The organism is Mesorhizobium sp. WSM4898 (assembly GCF_029625845.1).
GTDB lineage: Bacteria > Pseudomonadota > Alphaproteobacteria > Rhizobiales > Rhizobiaceae > Mesorhizobium.
Map to the genome: position 1 here is coordinate 224,676 of NZ_JARTVQ010000001.1, position 15,747 is coordinate 240,422.

Annotated in this window: 15 protein-coding genes and 1 pseudogene; 9 read left to right on the plus strand and 7 right to left on the minus strand. The window is 65.1% G+C overall.

All coding sequences use genetic code 11. The features are described from left to right. Positions 1-3: 3 nt before the first annotated feature. Positions 4-618, minus strand: coding sequence for a hypothetical protein (locus P9228_RS01135; protein ID WP_278051881.1), 615 nt, complete (start codon positions 616-618; stop codon positions 4-6). A 168-nt stretch (positions 619-786) separates the two neighbouring features. Between P9228_RS01135 and P9228_RS01140 the strand changes: the two genes are divergently transcribed. Genes P9228_RS01140 through P9228_RS01155 form a run of 4 tightly spaced genes read left to right on the plus strand, consistent with a single transcriptional unit; the run spans position 787 to position 2,928 of the window. Beyond that, positions 787-1,107 (plus strand): metalloregulator ArsR/SmtB family transcription factor, encoded by a 321-nt coding sequence (locus tag P9228_RS01140; RefSeq protein ID WP_127240943.1) that lies wholly within the window; start codon positions 787-789, stop codon positions 1,105-1,107. After that, positions 1,104-1,553, plus strand: coding sequence for an SRPBCC family protein (locus P9228_RS01145; RefSeq protein WP_066991633.1), 450 nt, complete (start codon positions 1,104-1,106; stop codon positions 1,551-1,553). The genes P9228_RS01140 and P9228_RS01145 overlap by 4 nt, the downstream gene beginning before the upstream one ends. 34 nt (positions 1,554-1,587) lie before the next feature. Then, positions 1,588-2,076: an SRPBCC domain-containing protein gene (locus P9228_RS01150; protein ID WP_278051887.1), complete on the plus strand. Its 489-nt coding sequence runs from the start codon at positions 1,588-1,590 to the stop codon at positions 2,074-2,076. 42 nt (positions 2,077-2,118) lie between these two features. Further along, positions 2,119-2,928: a DUF72 domain-containing protein gene (locus P9228_RS01155; protein WP_278051888.1), complete on the plus strand. Its 810-nt coding sequence runs from the start codon at positions 2,119-2,121 to the stop codon at positions 2,926-2,928. Here the strand turns inward: P9228_RS01155 and P9228_RS01160 are convergent. The 3 genes from P9228_RS01160 to P9228_RS01170 are packed head-to-tail and all read right to left on the minus strand — an operon-like array spanning position 2,847 to position 6,294. Next, positions 2,847-4,013, minus strand: a complete 1,167-nt coding sequence (locus P9228_RS01160) for an FAD-binding oxidoreductase (protein WP_278051889.1) — start codon at positions 4,011-4,013, stop codon at positions 2,847-2,849. The two genes, P9228_RS01155 and P9228_RS01160, sit on opposite strands and share 82 nt — an antisense overlap. A 23-nt stretch (positions 4,014-4,036) precedes the next feature. Then, complete coding sequence (locus P9228_RS01165) at positions 4,037-5,608, minus strand: HAMP domain-containing sensor histidine kinase (RefSeq protein WP_278051890.1); 1,572 nt, start codon at positions 5,606-5,608, stop codon at positions 4,037-4,039. Further along, positions 5,596-6,294, minus strand: coding sequence for a response regulator transcription factor (locus P9228_RS01170; protein ID WP_067323595.1), 699 nt, complete (start codon positions 6,292-6,294; stop codon positions 5,596-5,598). The genes P9228_RS01165 and P9228_RS01170 overlap by 13 nt, the downstream gene beginning before the upstream one ends. A 638-nt stretch (positions 6,295-6,932) precedes the next feature. Here P9228_RS01170 and P9228_RS01175 point away from each other — a divergent pair. Together P9228_RS01175 and P9228_RS01180 are read left to right on the plus strand one after the other, a co-directional pair. Beyond that, positions 6,933-7,813, plus strand: a pseudogene (locus P9228_RS01175) (CoA ester lyase). 56 nt (positions 7,814-7,869) lie between these two features. Further along, complete coding sequence (locus P9228_RS01180) at positions 7,870-8,076, plus strand: DUF1737 domain-containing protein (RefSeq protein WP_095776719.1); 207 nt, start codon at positions 7,870-7,872, stop codon at positions 8,074-8,076. 25 nt (positions 8,077-8,101) lie between these two features. Here the strand turns inward: P9228_RS01180 and P9228_RS01185 are convergent, their stop codons facing one another. After that, the gene (locus tag P9228_RS01185) at positions 8,102-8,539 is read right to left on the minus strand and encodes a metallopeptidase family protein (protein WP_066991616.1); all 438 of its coding nucleotides are present in this window, start codon (positions 8,537-8,539) and stop codon (positions 8,102-8,104) included. 183 nt (positions 8,540-8,722) lie between these two features. Here P9228_RS01185 and P9228_RS01190 point away from each other — a divergent pair, with 183 nt between their 5' ends. From P9228_RS01190 to P9228_RS01200, 3 genes are read left to right on the plus strand one after another with little or no spacing between them, the layout of a single operon-like run. Then, positions 8,723-9,823, plus strand: a complete 1,101-nt coding sequence (locus P9228_RS01190; protein WP_127243099.1) for a hypothetical protein — start codon at positions 8,723-8,725, stop codon at positions 9,821-9,823. Next, positions 9,765-11,240 carry a DUF6504 family protein gene (locus P9228_RS01195; protein ID WP_278051891.1) on the plus strand — a complete coding sequence of 492 codons (1,476 nt, stop codon included), beginning with the start codon at positions 9,765-9,767 and terminating at the stop codon, positions 11,238-11,240. The genes P9228_RS01190 and P9228_RS01195 overlap by 59 nt, the downstream gene beginning before the upstream one ends. Beyond that, the gene (locus tag P9228_RS01200; RefSeq protein ID WP_278051892.1) at positions 11,237-14,572 is read left to right on the plus strand and encodes an error-prone DNA polymerase; all 3,336 of its coding nucleotides are present in this window, start codon (positions 11,237-11,239) and stop codon (positions 14,570-14,572) included. The genes P9228_RS01195 and P9228_RS01200 overlap by 4 nt, the downstream gene beginning before the upstream one ends. A gap of 24 nt (positions 14,573-14,596) precedes the next feature. On the opposite strand, the gene P9228_RS01205 is transcribed toward P9228_RS01200, so the two are convergent. Further along, complete coding sequence (locus P9228_RS01205) at positions 14,597-14,839, minus strand: Trm112 family protein (RefSeq protein ID WP_067323589.1); 243 nt, start codon at positions 14,837-14,839, stop codon at positions 14,597-14,599. A gap of 79 nt (positions 14,840-14,918) precedes the next feature. Further along, a complete protein-coding gene (locus P9228_RS01210) occupies positions 14,919-15,590 on the minus strand; it encodes an LON peptidase substrate-binding domain-containing protein (protein ID WP_095777066.1) in 672 nt (223 codons plus the stop codon). Positions 15,591-15,747: the final 157 nt, after the last annotated feature.

Below are 15,747 nucleotides of genomic sequence, written 5' to 3' on the forward strand. Positions count from 1 at the left end.
CCGCTATTGACGCCAGCGCCCGAAAATCGAACGCAACGATATTCTCGGCGCAGGAGCCGGCGTAGGTCTCGCTGTCTGTGTCGGCGGCGTCGGCCGCCCCCCAGCAGTGCGGCCTACTACGTCACTGATCATCGCATCCAAGGCCTGGCTGACGTCAAACGGTTCGGTGACCCGGGCCGCCCTGACTTGCTGCTCAACCCAGTTTGAGCACCGAATCTTGCCCCTTTCGTCCACCAATTCTCCCTTAGTGATCGATTTGCAGAACATGTGAAGCTTGAAGACGGCCATCTTGACCGTTCGGTCATCCCAATTGGCGCTGATGCTCTGTGCGGCATGTTCGAGCAGAGTCTTTTTGATGAACTCGGCTTTATCGCGGGTCGAATCGGATTCGCCTTCGAACAGCAGGATGCCGAAATCCGACTTCAAAACGGCCGCCTTGACAGTGTCCGGCGCCGCCCAAAGTGCGGCAACCGTAACCGGATCGCGAAACAGCGCGACGTAATTACCCTTAATGTTGTGAGCAATGCCGGCCCGCGCCAAGAGTCGCTGGCACGTGTCGTCCTTGTATACAGCTAAAGGGAAAATGGACTGAAAGTCATAGTCGTAAATGAGAGGCATCCGATCCAACCTTTCATTGCAAGAACCATACCGTCTATTATTCAGAAGATGAATTCCAGTAGCAGTCGCAATGCATCGTCGGCAAGCAGGCCGGGGTGCCTGCACCGTCTTTCTCGTCGAATAAACTTTGCAGCTTGACATGCAACCAAATGGTTGCCTATTAAGGCCATGACCATGGATGCCGTCTTTCGCGCTTTGGCCGACCCGACCCGCCGCCAATTGCTGGACAGCCTCTATGCCAGGAACGGACAGACGCTGAACGCGCTCTGCGAGCACATGGACATGACGCGCCAGGCGGTGACCAAACACCTGGCAATTCTCGAGGAGGCGAACCTTGTCGCCACCGTTCGCCGCGGCCGCGAGAAGGAGCATTACCTCAACCCCGTGCCGATCAACGAGATCGCCGAGCGCTGGATCGGCAAATTCGAGCGCCATCGGCTGGATGCCTTGAGCGACCTGAAGAAACGACTTGAAAGGGAAGAGCCGTGAGCGACAACACTTTCGTCTACGTCACCTACATCCGCACCACGCCCGAAAAGCTTTGGACGGCGCTGACCGATCCGGAGTTCAACCGGCAGTTCTTCCTCTGCTCCTACCAGGAGAGCGACTGGAAGGTGGGTTCGAGCTGGAAGCTGATCTTCCCGGACGGCCGCGTGGCCGACTCGGGCGAGATCCTCGAGATCGATCCGCCCCGGCGTCTGGTCATCAAATGGCGCAACGAATGGCTGCCCGAGGTGAAGGAAGACGGCTACACGCGCTGTACCTTCACCATCGAAAAGGACGGCGAGCTGATGAAGCTTGCCGTCACCCACGAGGCCGACGGCCCGCACCGGCTGATTCCGAACGTGTCCAAGGGCTGGCCGCTGGTGCTGGCGAGCCTCAAGAGCCTGCTGGAGACCGGCAAGGGTTTCGAGCGCCCGCCATCGAAGGTCTGAATCAGGTATTGAACGGCCGCGGAGGAGGTTGGCAATGATACTGCCGCATGGCTGGCCGCGCGCCATGGCGAACACCGAGACGGTCATGGCTTCGGCGGAACTTCCCGCTTCGCCGCAACAAGTCGTCACCGCGCTTCTCACCAGCGACGTCGAGCGCTGGTGGGGGTCGGCCGAGACCTACCGGGTGATCGGCTGGGCCGCCGATCTGCGCGTCGGCGGATCGTGGCGCGTCATCGTGAGGACGGCCGACGGCAGGACCCTGCCCGCCAGCGGCAGCTTCCTCGAGATCGAGACGGGGCGCAGGGTCGTGCAGACGAGGCGCTACGATTGGGATCACCCGACGCTCGGCCGTCACGAAACGACAGTTGCCTATCTGCTGGAACCGACCTCTGCCGGCACGCGGCTCACCGTCTGCCATGGCGGCTTCGCCGGCTTCCCGGACGCCGCGGCGGAGCACGCCGAAGGCTGGGCGCGCGTGCTCGGCTGGCTACAGGCACATCTGGGCTGCCGCCTCGCCGCCTGAGCCCCACCTTGACCTGCAGGCGCGCCTGTCCAGATTGTCGACATGGCCGAAAACAAACCTTTTGTCGGAACAGCCGGATGGACCATACCGGCAGCGCACAGGTCCTCTGTTCCGGCGACGGGCTCGCAATTGGAGCGTTACGCTTCGCGTCTTACTGTCGTGGAGATCAACTCCTCCTTCTACAAACCGCATCAGCGCGAAACCTATGAGCGCTGGGCGTGCTCGGTCCCGGATCATTTTCGGTTCTCCGTTAAAGTGCCCAAAGCCGCGACTCATGAGCGCCGCCTCATAGATTGCCATGATCTTCTGGATGCTTTCATGGGCGAGGTCGGAGGTCTCGGTGAGAAGCTGTCCGCCCTCTTGGTCCAGCTGCCGCCCAGTCTGCAATTCGACAGGCAGATAGCCAAAAAGTTCTTCGCTTTGTTGCACGACAAGACCGACTGCCGCTTGGTCTGCGAACCGCGTCACGCCAGTTGGTTCGAGCCGGGAGCAGACGCTTTGCTGAGCCGCCTCCGCGTCGGGCGCGTGGCGGCGGACCCTGCCTCAGTTCCCGCCGGTTCCGCGCCCGGCGGCTGGCATGAGCTCGCCTATTTCCGCTTTCACGGCGCGCCGCATGTCTATTTTTCGGACTACGACGCCGGCCGGCTGCTGGAAATCAGCGCCCAGCTCGCCGACGCGGGCGCCTCAGCCACCGAGGTGTGGTGCATTTTCGACAATACGGCGCGCGGGCATGCGCTCGGCAACGCGCTGGCGGTCGATGCGATTATGCGTCAGATGACGTTCAATTCCCTGAACGCCCGCCCCGCCGCGACGCGCTCATATCCGAACGCCGTGCAATCGATCGTCCGATAGCCGCCATGCACGATGAGTTCCGAGAGCGCCTTGCCCACCGCCGGCGCCTGCTGCAGGCCATGGCCGGAGAAGCCGTTGGCGAAGAGGAAGTTTTCCACCTCCGGATGCGGCCCGATAACCGCGTTCTGGTCGAGCGTGTTGTAATCATAATGCCCGACCCAGGCGCGCGTCGGCTTGATCGCCTCGAAGGCTGGGACGCGGGTGGCTAAAGTCGGCCAGATCACGTCCTCGAACAGCGGCCACTCGACCTCGAAATCGTTTGGATCGGGTGCATGGTCGCCTTCCTCCGGCTCGGCGCCGCCGGTGAGATAGACCGAGCCTTCCGGCCGCACATAGATGCCGGAGGGATCGACCAGCAGCGGCATGTCGGCATATTTTTCCCGTGCCTCGAAGACGAAGACGTTGCGCTTGCGCGGCTCGACCGGCAGCGCGAGCCCCGCAAGGGCGGCCACCTTGCCGGCGTTCGGACCGGCGGCATTGACGATGATACCCGCCTCCAGCGTCTCGCCATTGTCGAGGGCGACGCCGGTGACGCGACTGCCCTGGCGCGCGATACCGGTGACCGACGCGGTGATAAAGTCGATCCTCCTCTCGCGCAGCGCCTTACGGAACAGCATCAGCAGCGCATGCGCGTCGAACCAGCCCTCGCCGCCGCGGCCATAGGCGCCCGCGGAAATGCCTTCGGTTGAAAGCCAGGAGAAGCGGCGGGCGAGCTGGCCTGCATCCTCCAGCACGATATCGGCGCCTTCGGCGATCTGCGCCTCGTGATTGGCCTTGAGGATCGGCAGCCCCGCCTCGCCGGCGAGGATCAGATAGCCGCCCTCGCGAAAGCCGATATCGGCATCGGCGCCGAAAGTCTCTTTCAGTCGCCGGAACAGCTTCAGCGTGAATTGCGACAGGCGGATGTTTTCAGGAATGGAAAATTGCTGGCGGATCGAGGCCAGGGACAGCGTCGTCGCCGCTTGCGAGAATTGCGGATCGCGCTCGATCAGCGCGATGGAGCCGGTAAAACCTTCTTCGCGCAGATAGTAGGCGACCGAGGACCCGACGATGGCGCCGCCGATGATGACGATGTCGTAACGCACTTTGTTCTCCGATTCACCGGTCCTCACGCGACCGGCAAATTGATCTCGAAGCGCGCGCCGCGTTCGGAGTCAACCAGCGTTATCGTGCCATCATGTGCTTTCAGGAGGGCCAGCACGATGCCGAGGCCCATGCCGGTGCCGCCGGCCTCGCGTCTTGTGGTGAAGAACGGCTCGAATATTCTTGCGCGATTGGCCGCCGAAATGCCGCCGCCGTCGTCGTCGACGTGGAGGGCCACCCTTTCGCCCGCCTTTTCGGCGCCGACCGTCACCTGCTTCGCGCCGTGCCGTGCGGAATTGTCGATGAGATTGGCGAGCACGATCGCGAGATTCTCGCCCGAGATGCCGAGGCCGATATCGCTGCCCGATTCGACGCGTACCTCCAGCCTGGCGTCGACCGGCAGCAGCGCCAGCGCCGCGCCGATTGTCGTGCTTTCGCCGCTCGGCGCCAGGTTTTCCGCGCGCGCCAGTTCGAGCAGCCGGCGTACCAACAGATTGAGCCGTCCGGCATCGGTGACGATGTTATTGGAAAAACGCCGTCGCTCGTCCTCGTCCATCGTCCCGCCGGAATCCCTGAGCAGCTCGGCCGCGCCCTGGATCGCCGTCAGCGGCGATTTCAGCTCATGCGAGACATGGGTGGCGAAGGTCTGGATGCTGTCGGAGCGCGCCTGGAGTTTTTGCGCCATGTCGAGGAAGGCGGCCGACAGCGCCGCCATCTCGCGCGTGCCGTGATGGGCGAGCGGCCGCATTGCCTCGCGGTCGCCGGCAGCGATGCGTTTGGTGCGCTCGATCAGCGCGTAGATCGGCCGGCTGACGGTGCGGATGAACACCAGCGCGATCAGCAGCGTGCCGCCGAGAATCGCGATCGCCGCGAGCGTGACCTTGCCGCGCTCGCCATAGAGATGTTTCACGATGTTGTTCGGCGTTCGCGACATATAGACCACGCCGGCGACCCTGCCGTCGAGCTCGACCGGCAAGGCGACGAAGACGCGCACCTTGGTGCCGCGACTCACCGAATAGAGCGGCGGCGGCGGCTGGTCGGGGATCCGCAGGCGAAGCTCGCTTGCATAGGCGCCTGCGAGCGCCTGCCGCACCTCCTCGACCGCAACGAAAGACTGTCCGACCTCACCGCCGCCGGCAATCACCACGCCATGCGGATCGAGCAGCCGGAAGCCGGCAAGCGTTGTCTTCTGCGCCTCGTCCAGAATGCCGTCGAGCTTTGCGCCTATGGCCGCGAAGTCCGGATCGGCGGTGGCGGGAACGGCCGCCGGTCGCGACGGCATGACATTGTCGGAGGCAAGGTCGAGCTGCGGCTCGATCGGCTGATAGGGGTAATTATTGTCCCTTGCCGGATCCGCCGAGATCGGCGTTCCCAACCGTTCCGGTGCAATGCCGGCCGCGCGCACCGCATCGGCATAGACGGCGGCAATCACCGCGCCCTGTGCGATGAGCTCGCCCTCGGTCTGGCGGATCAGCTGGTTTTCATAGAGCCGGAAGAAGAACAGGCCGACCAGCGGCAGCGCCATCACCACGATTAGGATGGCGACGACCACGGTGGCGAGCCTGGGCCGCCATTTCTCCTTGCTCAGCCACCGCATCGGCCGAGCCGGAAGCCGACGCCATGCACGGTCGCGATCGCATCCGAACAGCCGACCGCCGCCAACTTGGCGCGGATGTTGCGGATATGGCTGTCGACCGTGCGTTCCGAGACATGGATGTTGGATTGGTAGGCATTGGCCATCACCGCATCGCGGCCAAGCACATGCTGCGGGCGGCCAAGAAAACCTTTCAGAATCGCGAACTCGATCGCTGTTAGGGTGAGCGGCTTGCCTTCAAAGCTCGCAGCATGACTTGCCGGAACCAGCACGAGCTTGCCATGCGCGAACTGACGGTCGTCGGCGTCTTCCTCCACCACCGCCGGGCGCGCCCGCCGCAGGATGACGTTGACGCGGGCAACCAGCTCGCGTGGGCTGAACGGTTTCGTCACATAGTCGTCCCCGCCCATTTCAAGGCCGAGGATGCGGTCGATTTCTTCATCGCGGGCCGACAGGAACAGCACCGGCACGTCGGAGCGCTGCCGCAGCCTGCGGCAGACCTCCAGCCCGTCCATTTCCGGCATGCCGATGTCCAGCACGATGAGGTCGGGCGCGCGGCGCTCGACCGCTTGCAGCGCGGCGGCGCCGTCAGCGACGGCGGCCGTCTTCATGCCGGCCTTTTCCAGCGCGAAGCAAATGATCTCGCGGATATGCGGATCGTCGTCGGCGACGAGGATGTTGTGCGGCATGGAATCGGCAGCTCGCTGAATACGGTTTTGTCATGACAGGATTAGCAAGCGGGTCGTGCTTGTCGAGAGCGCGCAAAGGCCGCCAGTCGTGAAAGCTGGCGTCAAGACCGAACCGTCCCGAGCGCCGCCGCTCGCATGGCATGCCGCAGCCGTGATCTTGGGATGAAAGGAAGCATGACCGCCGTGATGCGCGGCCTCTGCGGCTCGACCAACCACCAGCCTTCGTTGCGGAGGCGCCGGGGCAGGGACCAGCGGGATCTGTGATGTGTTCGCATGCCGCCTGTTTCGCCGGCGGCTGCGGAAAGCGCGCGGCGGATTGGAGGAGGTTTTCCGCAAGGATTTGCAGATTTCGTGCAGGAGCAAAGTCGTTTCAGGCTGGCGCCGCCTCTCACCTGCCTGCCGGCATCCTCTCCCCGTATAGTGACGGGGAGAGGGGCGCTGCCATCGCCGGCTTCGCCAATCGCCAGCATTGCAGGAGCCGACATCGCGGCCAGGCCCTTTCTCCCCGTCACTATACGGGGAGAAATGCCCGGCAGGGCAATGAGGGGCGGCGCCGGCTTCGACAATTAGCCAGAACGCAAATGAGTTCTATGGTGCCGCGCCTTGCCTCACTCGTCTCCAGCCTGCATAGATCGGCCATGACCTCTGACACCTACCGCCCGCGCCGCTCGGTGCTCTACGTGCCCGCTTCGAACGACAAGGCGCTGGCCAAGATCGCCTCGCTCGCCTGCGATACCGTCATCATCGACCTCGAGGATGGCGTGGCGCTGGCCGACAAGGTTTCCGCCCGCGACAAGCTTACCGGCATCCTCGCCGCGCGGCCGGCGCGCCGCTGCGAGATGGTGGTGCGCATCAATCCGCTCGGCAGTGAATGGGGCATCGACGACCTGTTGACCGTCGCCAAGGCAGAGCCCGACAGCATTCTTTTGCCCAAGATCGGAACGCCGCGCGCATCCTCGAGGCCGGCGACCTGCTCGACGACAATTTCGCGCCGGATATCGTGAAACTCTGGGCGATGATCGAGACGCCCAAGGCGCTGCTCAACGTCGGCGCCATCGCCGAGCTTGGCCGCGATCCCTCTTCCCGCCTCGCTTGTTTCGTCGCCGGAACGAACGATCTGGTGAAGGCAACTGGCATTTCGGCAACGCCCGACCGGCGCTATCTCACGCCCTGGCTGCTGCAGCTTGTGCTCGCCGCCCGCGCCGGCGGCCTCGACGTGATCGACGGCGTCGCCAACGATTTTCGCGACCTCGACGCCCTCGCGCGGGAATGCGCCGAGGCGGCCGCCATGGGTTTTGACGGCAAATCGCTGATCCACCCCGCCCAGATCGAGCCCGCGAACCGCGCCTTTGCGCCGGCGCCGGAGGCGCTGGCCAGGGCGCGGGCGATCAGGGAGGCGTTCTCACGGCCCGAAAATGCCGGCAAAAGCGTCATTGCGCTGGACGGCCGCATGGTCGAGCGGCTGCATCTGGCGGATGCCGAGAAACTTCTGGCGAAGGCCGCAATCATCGGCGCATGATGCGCTCGAGCGATTCCAGGAAAGATAGACAAGCATTGGTCACGACAGGGTCGAAAATGAAACTCTACCGCTTTCTGTCCGGTCCGGACGATTCCACTTTCTGCCATAAGGTGACGGCGGCCCTGAACAAAGGCTGGCACCTGTTCGGCTCGCCGACCTATGCCTATGACAAGACGACCAAGTCGATGCGCTGCGGCCAGGCCGTGGTGAAGGATATCGAGGGCCAGGAATACACCTCGGACACCAAGCTCAGCGATTGGTAGGAAAGGACGGCAGCCCTCTCATTCGTCACCCCGCCGCTGCCTGCTCGGCCGCTTCCTCGATCCGCTCCATGTCGTCGTCCGACAGGCCGAAATGGTGGCCGATTTCGTGGATCAGCACGTGGGTGACGATGTCGCCCAGCGTCTCCTCGTTCTCGGCCCAATAGTCGAGGATGGCGCGGCGGTAGAGCGTGATGCGGTTCGGCCCCTCGCCGGTTTGCGGGTTCCAGCGCTCGGCGATGCCGCGCCCCTCGAACAGGCCAAGCAGATCGAAGGGCGTCTCCAGCGACAGGTCGTCCATGATCTCGTCGGTCGGAAAATCGGCGATCTGGATGATGATCTCGCCGGTGAGCTTGCGGAACTCCTCCGGCAGATGGGCGTAGGCCTCCAGCGCCAGAAGTTCCATCTCATCCATCGATGGCGAGAGTTGGTCATGCCAGATGCGGGTCTTGTAGATGCGGGCCATGAGGTTTCCTTTGACCTCGGCATATAGGCTTTCGCGCCTGTCGAGGCAAATGGGCCGGCTGGCTGGATCTTGGAAGCTGAAAAGCAGAAGGAATAAATTCCTTGCGACTCCGCTTGACTCTTCCAGGCCCCTCTGGAATCTATAAGAACATAACAGGAACAACCACTGCCGGAAGTGAACGTCATGGCGATAAGCGTCGTGGCGCGGGAAACTGTTTTTGCCCTGCGCCGCCAGATCGCGAAGATCGAGGGAACGCTGCCCGAGCGCCTGGAAGCGCCGGCTTCCGGCGCGCCAAAAGCGATTCCAGGAACAGTGCGAAGCGGTTTTCCGTCCGGACTTGCAAAAAAACAAATAGCTGGCGATGCCGCGGGATCGGATGTCACCCCCGAAATCACCATCGTCCGGCGCGGCCTCGCTGTGGCCTCGCCGGATGCCTTCCTGCATACCGGCATAGAACGCCTCGACACTGCCCTCGGCGGCGGCGTGCCCAAGGCGGCGCTCAGTGAAATCCATGGGTTGGAGACCCGCGATGCCGGCGCCGTGGCCGGCTTTGCGCTGTCGCTCGCCAGCCTGATCCTCAAACAGAAGCAGGGCCTGCCGGTCCTCTGGATCGGAACGGCGGAGATTTTCCGCGAGGCCGGCTTTCCCTATGCCAGGGGCCTCCACGCCTTCTTCGGCATCGAGCCCGAACAATTGCTGTTTTCCGAAGCGCCGAAACTGGTCGACGCGCTGTGGATCGCCGAGGAGGCCGCCCGCATGACGGCCTTCGCCGCCGTCCTCCTCGAGATCCGCGGCAGCCCGCGGCTTCTCGACCTTACCGCGACGCGGCGGCTGCACGCCCGCGCCCAGAGCGCCGGCCGGCCGGTGTTTTTGCTGCGTCAGGCCGGCCAGGCCGAGCCCACCGCGGCGCCCGTGCGCCTCATTGTTTCGGCAGCGCCCGCGGCGAGCCGCGAAACGCTCGCCGGCGCGCTGGCCGGCTCGATCGGCCGCCCCGCCTTCACCGTCGATATCGGCAAGAGCCGCACGGCCCTGCCCGGACAATTCACACTGGAGTGGAACCCCGATGAGCACGCTTTTGCCGAAAGAAGGCCCGAGGAAGAGCGGGCAGCGAATTCTGTCGCTGTGGTTCCCCTATCTTTGCGCGGAGCGGATCCTGCGCCAGCGTCTGGGGCGGTCCTGGCGTTCCCGGCCCTCGCATCACCTGCCCCCATCTTGCCCACCGCTTGTGATCAGCCATCGCGACAGCAACGCCCAGCGCATCGCAGCCCTCGACGAGCGGGCTGAGGCGCTGAAGCTGAAGCGCGGCATGGGCATTGCCGACGCGCGCGCCATGCATCCGTCGATCGATGTGGTGGAGGCCGACCCGGAGGCCGACCGCCGCCTGCTCGAAGGCCTCGCCGACTGGTGCGACCGCTACACGCCGCTGGTGGCGATCGACGGCGAGGACGGGCTGTTTCTCGACGTCACCGGCTGCACGCACCTGTTTGGTGGCGAGCGGGCCATGCAGGACGAGATCCTCACCCGTTTCTTCCAGCAGGGTTTCGATGTTCGCGCCGGCCTCGCCTCGACGCCGGGCGCCGCCTGGGCGGCGGCGCGCTTCCACGGCGACCGCATCGTTGCCGGCGGCGAGGAGGCGGCGCTGCTTTCGCCCCTGCCGCTTTCGGCGCTGCGCATCGCGCCGGAAACCCGCGCCAGCCTGGAAAGCGTCGGCCTGCGCACGGCGGGGGCGGTGATGGCCGCACCCCGCGCGCCGCTCGCCCGCCGCTTCGGCGCCACCTTGCTTCTGCGCCTCGACCAGGCGCTCGGCCGGCTCGACGAGGCGGTGTCGCCGCGCCTTCCCGTGGCGCCGCTCTCGGTCGAGCGCCATCTTGCCGAGCCGATCGTGCTCACCGACGACATCGAGCGGCTGGTGAGCCGGCTTGCCGTGGCCTTGAAGGCCGACCTCGAGCGCCGCGGCGAAGGCGCGCGGGCGCTCGCCCTTCTCCTCTTTCGCGTCGACGGCCTCGTCAGCCGCATCGCGGTCGGCACCTCGCGCCCCATGCGCGAGCCGCAGCTGATCCGAAAGCTGTTTCACGAACGGCTGACCGCGCTGGAACAGACCATCGATGCCGGCTTCGGCTTCGACCTCGTGCGGCTGTCGGTGCTTTCGGTCGCCGCCTTCGACATGCTGCAGGGCGACCTTACCGGCGAGACAAGCGACGATGACGCCGACATCGCTTTATTCGCCGACCGCGTGCGTGCCCGCCTCGGCGAAGCCGCCGTGCTGAAGCCGGTCATCGTCGATAGCCACCTGCCGGAGCGCGCCGTTACCACGGTTCCTTTCGCGGAGGCGCCGCAAAGGCGCATGCCGCCGAAGCCCGACCGGACAGCACCTCCGATGACCATCTTCCCGCCGGAGCGGCCGGTACGGCTGTTCCGCTCGCCCGAGCCGATCGAGGTGCCGGCGACCGAGATCCCCGAAGGCCCGCCGATGAATTTCCGCTGGCGGCGCGCGCTTTACCGCGTCGCCCGCGCCGAAGGGCCGGAGCGCATCGCCGCCGAATGGTGGCGGCAGCTGCCCGGCGAGGAAGAGGCGCCGACACGCGACTATTACCGTATCGAGGACAGCGAGGGACGCCGCTACTGGCTCTACCGCCAGGGCCTCTACAGCAGCGCCTCGCAGGCCGCGCCGCGCTGGTTCATGCACGGCGTCTTCGCATGAACGCGCTGACCGCCATCCCCTATGCCGAGTTCGGCATCCAGTCGAACTTTTCCTTCCTGCGCGGCGCCTCCAAGCCCGAGGAGCTGGTGGTCACGGCGAAATTCTACGGCTTTTCCTCGATCGGCCTTGCCGACCGCAACACGGTCGCCGGCGTCGTGCGGGCCTGGCAGCAGGCCAGGGTCGAGAAGCTGCCCTATCATCCCGGTTGCCGCCTGGTTTTCTGCGACGGCACGCCGGACATTCTGGCTTACCCCCGCGACCGCAAGGGCTGGGGACATCTCTGCCGCATGCTGACGCAGGCCAATCTGCGCGACGAGAACGAGAAGGGCGCGACGCTGCTCGAACTCAGCGACCTTCTCGAATGGGGCGATCTGATGTCGCTGGCGATCCTGCCCAACCTGTCGGGAGGCGCGGAAGACAATCTGACGCTCATTAGCCGGCTTAAGGATCGTTTCGGCACCGCGCTTCGGCTTGCCGTGGCGCCTGATTACGGCGGCAACGACCGCTTCCGTATCGAGCAGGCGGCGGCGATGGCCGAACATCTGCACATCCCGCTGATGGCGACCAACGACGTGCTCTATCATGCCGCCGACCGCCGACCGCTGCAGGACGTGCTGACCGCGATCCGCCTCAACACGCCGGTTTCCGAGGTCGGGCTGGAGCTGACGGCAAATGCCGAGCGTCATCTGAAGACGCCGCTGGAGATGGCGCGGCTTTTCCGCCGGCACCCTGAAGCGCTGGCGGAGACGCTGCGCTTCGCCGACGAGCTCACCTTCTCGCTCAGCGACCTCGAATACAATTATCCGGACGAGCCGACGGAATCCGGGCTCGGACCGCAGGCCGAGCTCGAACGCCTGGCGCGGGAAGGAGCGGCCGTGCGCTATCCGGCCGGAATCCCGGAAGAAGTGCTGCGGCGCATCGGCAGCGAGCTCGCTTTGATCGAGCGGCTGAACTATGCGCGCTATTTCCTGACCGTCCACGACATCGTGAAATTCGCCCGCAGCAAGGGCATCCTTTGCCAGGGGCGCGGCTCGGCCGCCAATTCGGTCATTTGCTTCTGCATCGGCATCACCGAGGTCGGCCCTGACCGGATCGATGCCCTCTTCGAGCGCTTCATCTCCGAGAAACGTAACGAGCCTCCCGACATCGACGTCGACTTCGAGCATGAACGGCGCGACGAGGTCATCGCTTATATTTACGAGAAATACAGCGCCAAGCGCACGGCGCTGGCCGCCGCCGTCATCAGCTATCGCGGCCGCTCCGCCCTGCGCGAGGTGGCGAAGGCCATGGGCTTGTCCGAAGACGTCCGGAGCGCCCTGTCGAGCACCATCTGGGGCTGGTCGACCTCGGAGCTCGGCGAAAGGGAAGCCAATGCCGGCGGCCTCGACCGCGCCGATCCGCTGTCGCGGCAGGTGCTGGAACGCGCCAACGAGATCATCGGCTTCCCCCGCCATCTCTCCCAGCATGTCGGCGGCTTCGTCATCACCCGCGACCGGCTCGACGAGGTCGTGCCCATCGTCAAGACGGCGATGGAAGAGCGCAAGATGGTCGAGTGGGACAAGGACGATCTCGACGCGGTGAAGATCCTCAAGGTGGATGTGCTGGCGCTCGGCATGCTGACCTGCCTGAAGCGAGCCCTGACCTTGCTCACGCATCATTATCCGCAGGCGCGTGACAAATACGGCCGGCCGCATCAGTTGAGCTCGCTGCCGCCGGAGGACCCTCGCGTCTACGACATGATCTGCCGGGCCGACACGCTGGGCGTCTTCCAGATCGAATCGCGCGCCCAGATGTCGATGCTGCCGCGGCTTCAACCGCGTGAGTTCTACGATCTGGTCATCGAGGTGGCGATCGTGCGGCCCGGCCCGATCCAGGGCGACATGGTGCACCCCTATCTGCGTAGACGGCAGGGCAAGGAGAAAGCCGAATACCCGAAGCCGGAATTGAAGGAGATTCTCGGCAAGACGCTGGGCGTGCCGCTGTTCCAGGAGCAGGCGATGAAGATCGCCATCGTTGCCGGCGGCTTCCAGCCGGGCGAGGCCGATGAGCTGCGGCGCGCCATGGCCACCTTCAAGCGCACCGGCACGATCGGCAACTACCGCCAGCGCATGATCGACGGCATGGTCGACAAGGGCTACCAAAAGGAATTCGCCGAACGTTGCTTCAAGCAGATCGAAGGCTTTGGCGAATATGGCTTTCCGGAAAGCCATGCCGCCTCCTTCGCGCTGCTGGTCTATGCCTCCTGCTGGTTCAAGACCTTCTATCCCGACGTCTTCTGCGCCGCGATTTTGAACTCGCAGCCGATGGGGTTCTATCAGCCCGCCCAGCTGGTTCGCGACGCGCGCGACCATGGCGTGGAGGTGCGCGAGGTCGATATCAACCATTCCGTCTGGGATTGCAGGCTGGAGGAGGCCGGTTTCGATCCTTCGCGCATCCTCGAACGCCATGCCTCGATGCGCGGCGTCATCGAGACGGCTCATGCGGTGCGGCTTGGCTTCCGTCAGATCAAGGGGCTTTCGGAGGAAGGGATGGAGGCCGCCGTCGCCCGGCGCGGCGACGGCTATCGATCGGTCAGGGATGTCTGGCTGCGTTCGGGCCTCGATGTTGGCGAGATCGAAAGGCTGGCCCAGGCAGACGCCTTCCGCTCGCTCGGCCTCGACCGCCGCGCGGCGCTCTGGGAGGTGCGCGCGCTGGACGGCAGGAGCGCAGCCGAGAAACTGCCGCTGTTCGACCAGCCCACGCTCCGCTTGCGCGAGCTGGAGCCCGAGACGAAGCTGCCGAAAATGCCGCTCGGCGAGCATGTCGTCCACGACTATCGCTCGCTCGGCCTGTCGCTGAAGGAACATCCCGTCGCCTTCCTGCGCGAGCGGCTTGACCGCGCCGGCATCACCCCTAATGTCCGCCTGCCGTCGGTGCGCGACGGCCGCCGCGTCACCGTCGCCGGCCTAGTGCTGGTGCGCCAGCGCCCCGGCAAGGGCAATGCGATCTTCCTAACGCTGGAGGACGAAAAGGCGATCGCCAATGTCATCATCTGGCCGCGCGTCTTCGACCGCTTCCGCTCTATCGTGATGGGCGCACGCTTCATCCGCGTCACCGGCAAGCTGCAGCAGGAATCGGATGTCATCCACATCGTCGCCGACAGGATCGAGGATTTGACGCCCTGGCTGAGCGTCCTCCTGCAGGAGCCGCCCACCATCGAGCATCAGCCCGCCGGGTCATCGAATGGACCGGAGCGCTCCGCGAACCGCAGCCTGCCGGTGGAGCGGGAGGATGTCGACGCCCTGTCGGGCGCGGCGCAACGGGTCATGCCCAAGGGGCGCAATTTCCAGTAGCGGCAACCGGCCCGCCGGCGCGATTCACGACGGACCGCCGAGCCGCGGCGGCGGCTTGAGCGCGTCTTCGGCCGAGATCGTGCGCGCTTCCGAAGGCAGCATGATCGGGATGCCGTCACGCACCGGATAGGCAAGCTTCGCCACGCGCGAGATCAGTTCGCTGCGCTCGGCGTCCCAGGTCAACGGTCCTTTGGTCAGCGGGCAGGCGAGCAGTTCCAGCAATTTCGGGTCGACCGTGGCTTTGCGCCCGTCACGTCCGTCCGCCATCTCGCTTTTCCATTGTCCAACTGCCGCCGGCCTAAGTGTTGAGATTCAGGTCAGGCCGATTTCACCTGAATCATTGCGCTTACTGCAGGCTCGAGCCAAAATCCTCATCCTCGCGCGCCAGCGTAATTTCGGTAATGGCGATCAGCGTCTCGGCGCGCGTCTTCAGGTCCGCCGCCTCGAGCAGGGCCTGCTTCTCGGCCGGCCCATAGGGCGCCATCATCGACAGCGCGTTGACCAGCATGGCGTTCTCCGCGCGGCTCACGCTTTCCCAGTCGGCCTCGAGGTCGTTGGCCTGCAGATAGGCGCGGAACGCCTTGAGCAGGGCAGGGCGGTCGACCTCGGCACCGGCCGGATCCTCCTCGAGATCGGCGAGGAAGGGTGCCATCCGGCATTGCCGGAACGGCGTCTTGACCGCCAGCTCATCCGTGACGCGGAAGCGGCAGACGCCTTGCAGCGAGATCAGGTAGCGCCCGTCGCCGGTCTCGGCAAGCGAGATGATGCGCCCGGCACAGCCGACGCTGCAAAGCTCGGGCTCGCCGTCGTCGCGCAACGCGCCGTCGAGGCTGGGCTGGATCATGCCGATCAACCGCGGCCCGGCCATCGCCTCATCGATCATCTCCAGGTAGCGCGGCTCGAAAATGTTGAGCGGCATGCGGCCGCCGGGCAGCAGCAGCGCCCCGGCGAGCGGAAACACCGGGATCCTCGACGGCAGATCCCTGGCGAGCCGGTAGCGGGCGTTTCCGACCTGCACCTCAACCCTCCGCCTGCACTTCAACTCTCGAAAGCGTCGCCGGGCAGCGTATCAATCTGCGATCTCCTCTTACGCAACCCAAGCCTGTTTAAACCCTCAACCGGCAGGGGCAAGCCGCTGCCGCCTATCTGGCGCAGTTGGCGCCTTGCGCAAGACC

Bases quoted from the DNA above. Each gene is read 5' to 3' on its own strand.
- P9228_RS01150 (WP_278051887.1), top strand. From the start codon at position 1,588: ATGATACTGCCGCATGGCTGGCCGCGCGCCATGGCGAACACCGAGACG.
- P9228_RS01185 (WP_066991616.1), bottom strand. From the start codon at position 8,539: ATGGCCCGCATCTACAAGACCCGCATCTGGCATGACCAACTCTCGCCA.
- P9228_RS01165 (WP_278051890.1), bottom strand. From the start codon at position 5,608: ATGCGGTGGCTGAGCAAGGAGAAATGGCGGCCCAGGCTCGCCACCGTG.
- P9228_RS01205 (WP_067323589.1), bottom strand. From the start codon at position 14,839: ATGGCGGACGGACGTGACGGGCGCAAAGCCACGGTCGACCCGAAATTG.
- P9228_RS01170 (WP_067323595.1), bottom strand. From the start codon at position 6,294: ATGCCGCACAACATCCTCGTCGCCGACGACGATCCGCATATCCGCGAG.
- P9228_RS01190 (WP_127243099.1), top strand. From the start codon at position 8,723: ATGGCGATAAGCGTCGTGGCGCGGGAAACTGTTTTTGCCCTGCGCCGC.
- P9228_RS01135 (WP_278051881.1), bottom strand. From the start codon at position 618: ATGCCTCTCATTTACGACTATGACTTTCAGTCCATTTTCCCTTTAGCT.
- P9228_RS01200 (WP_278051892.1), top strand. From the start codon at position 11,237: ATGAACGCGCTGACCGCCATCCCCTATGCCGAGTTCGGCATCCAGTCG.
- P9228_RS01180 (WP_095776719.1), top strand. From the start codon at position 7,870: ATGAAACTCTACCGCTTTCTGTCCGGTCCGGACGATTCCACTTTCTGC.
- P9228_RS01140 (WP_127240943.1), top strand. From the start codon at position 787: ATGACCATGGATGCCGTCTTTCGCGCTTTGGCCGACCCGACCCGCCGC.
- P9228_RS01155 (WP_278051888.1), top strand. From the start codon at position 2,119: ATGGCCGAAAACAAACCTTTTGTCGGAACAGCCGGATGGACCATACCG.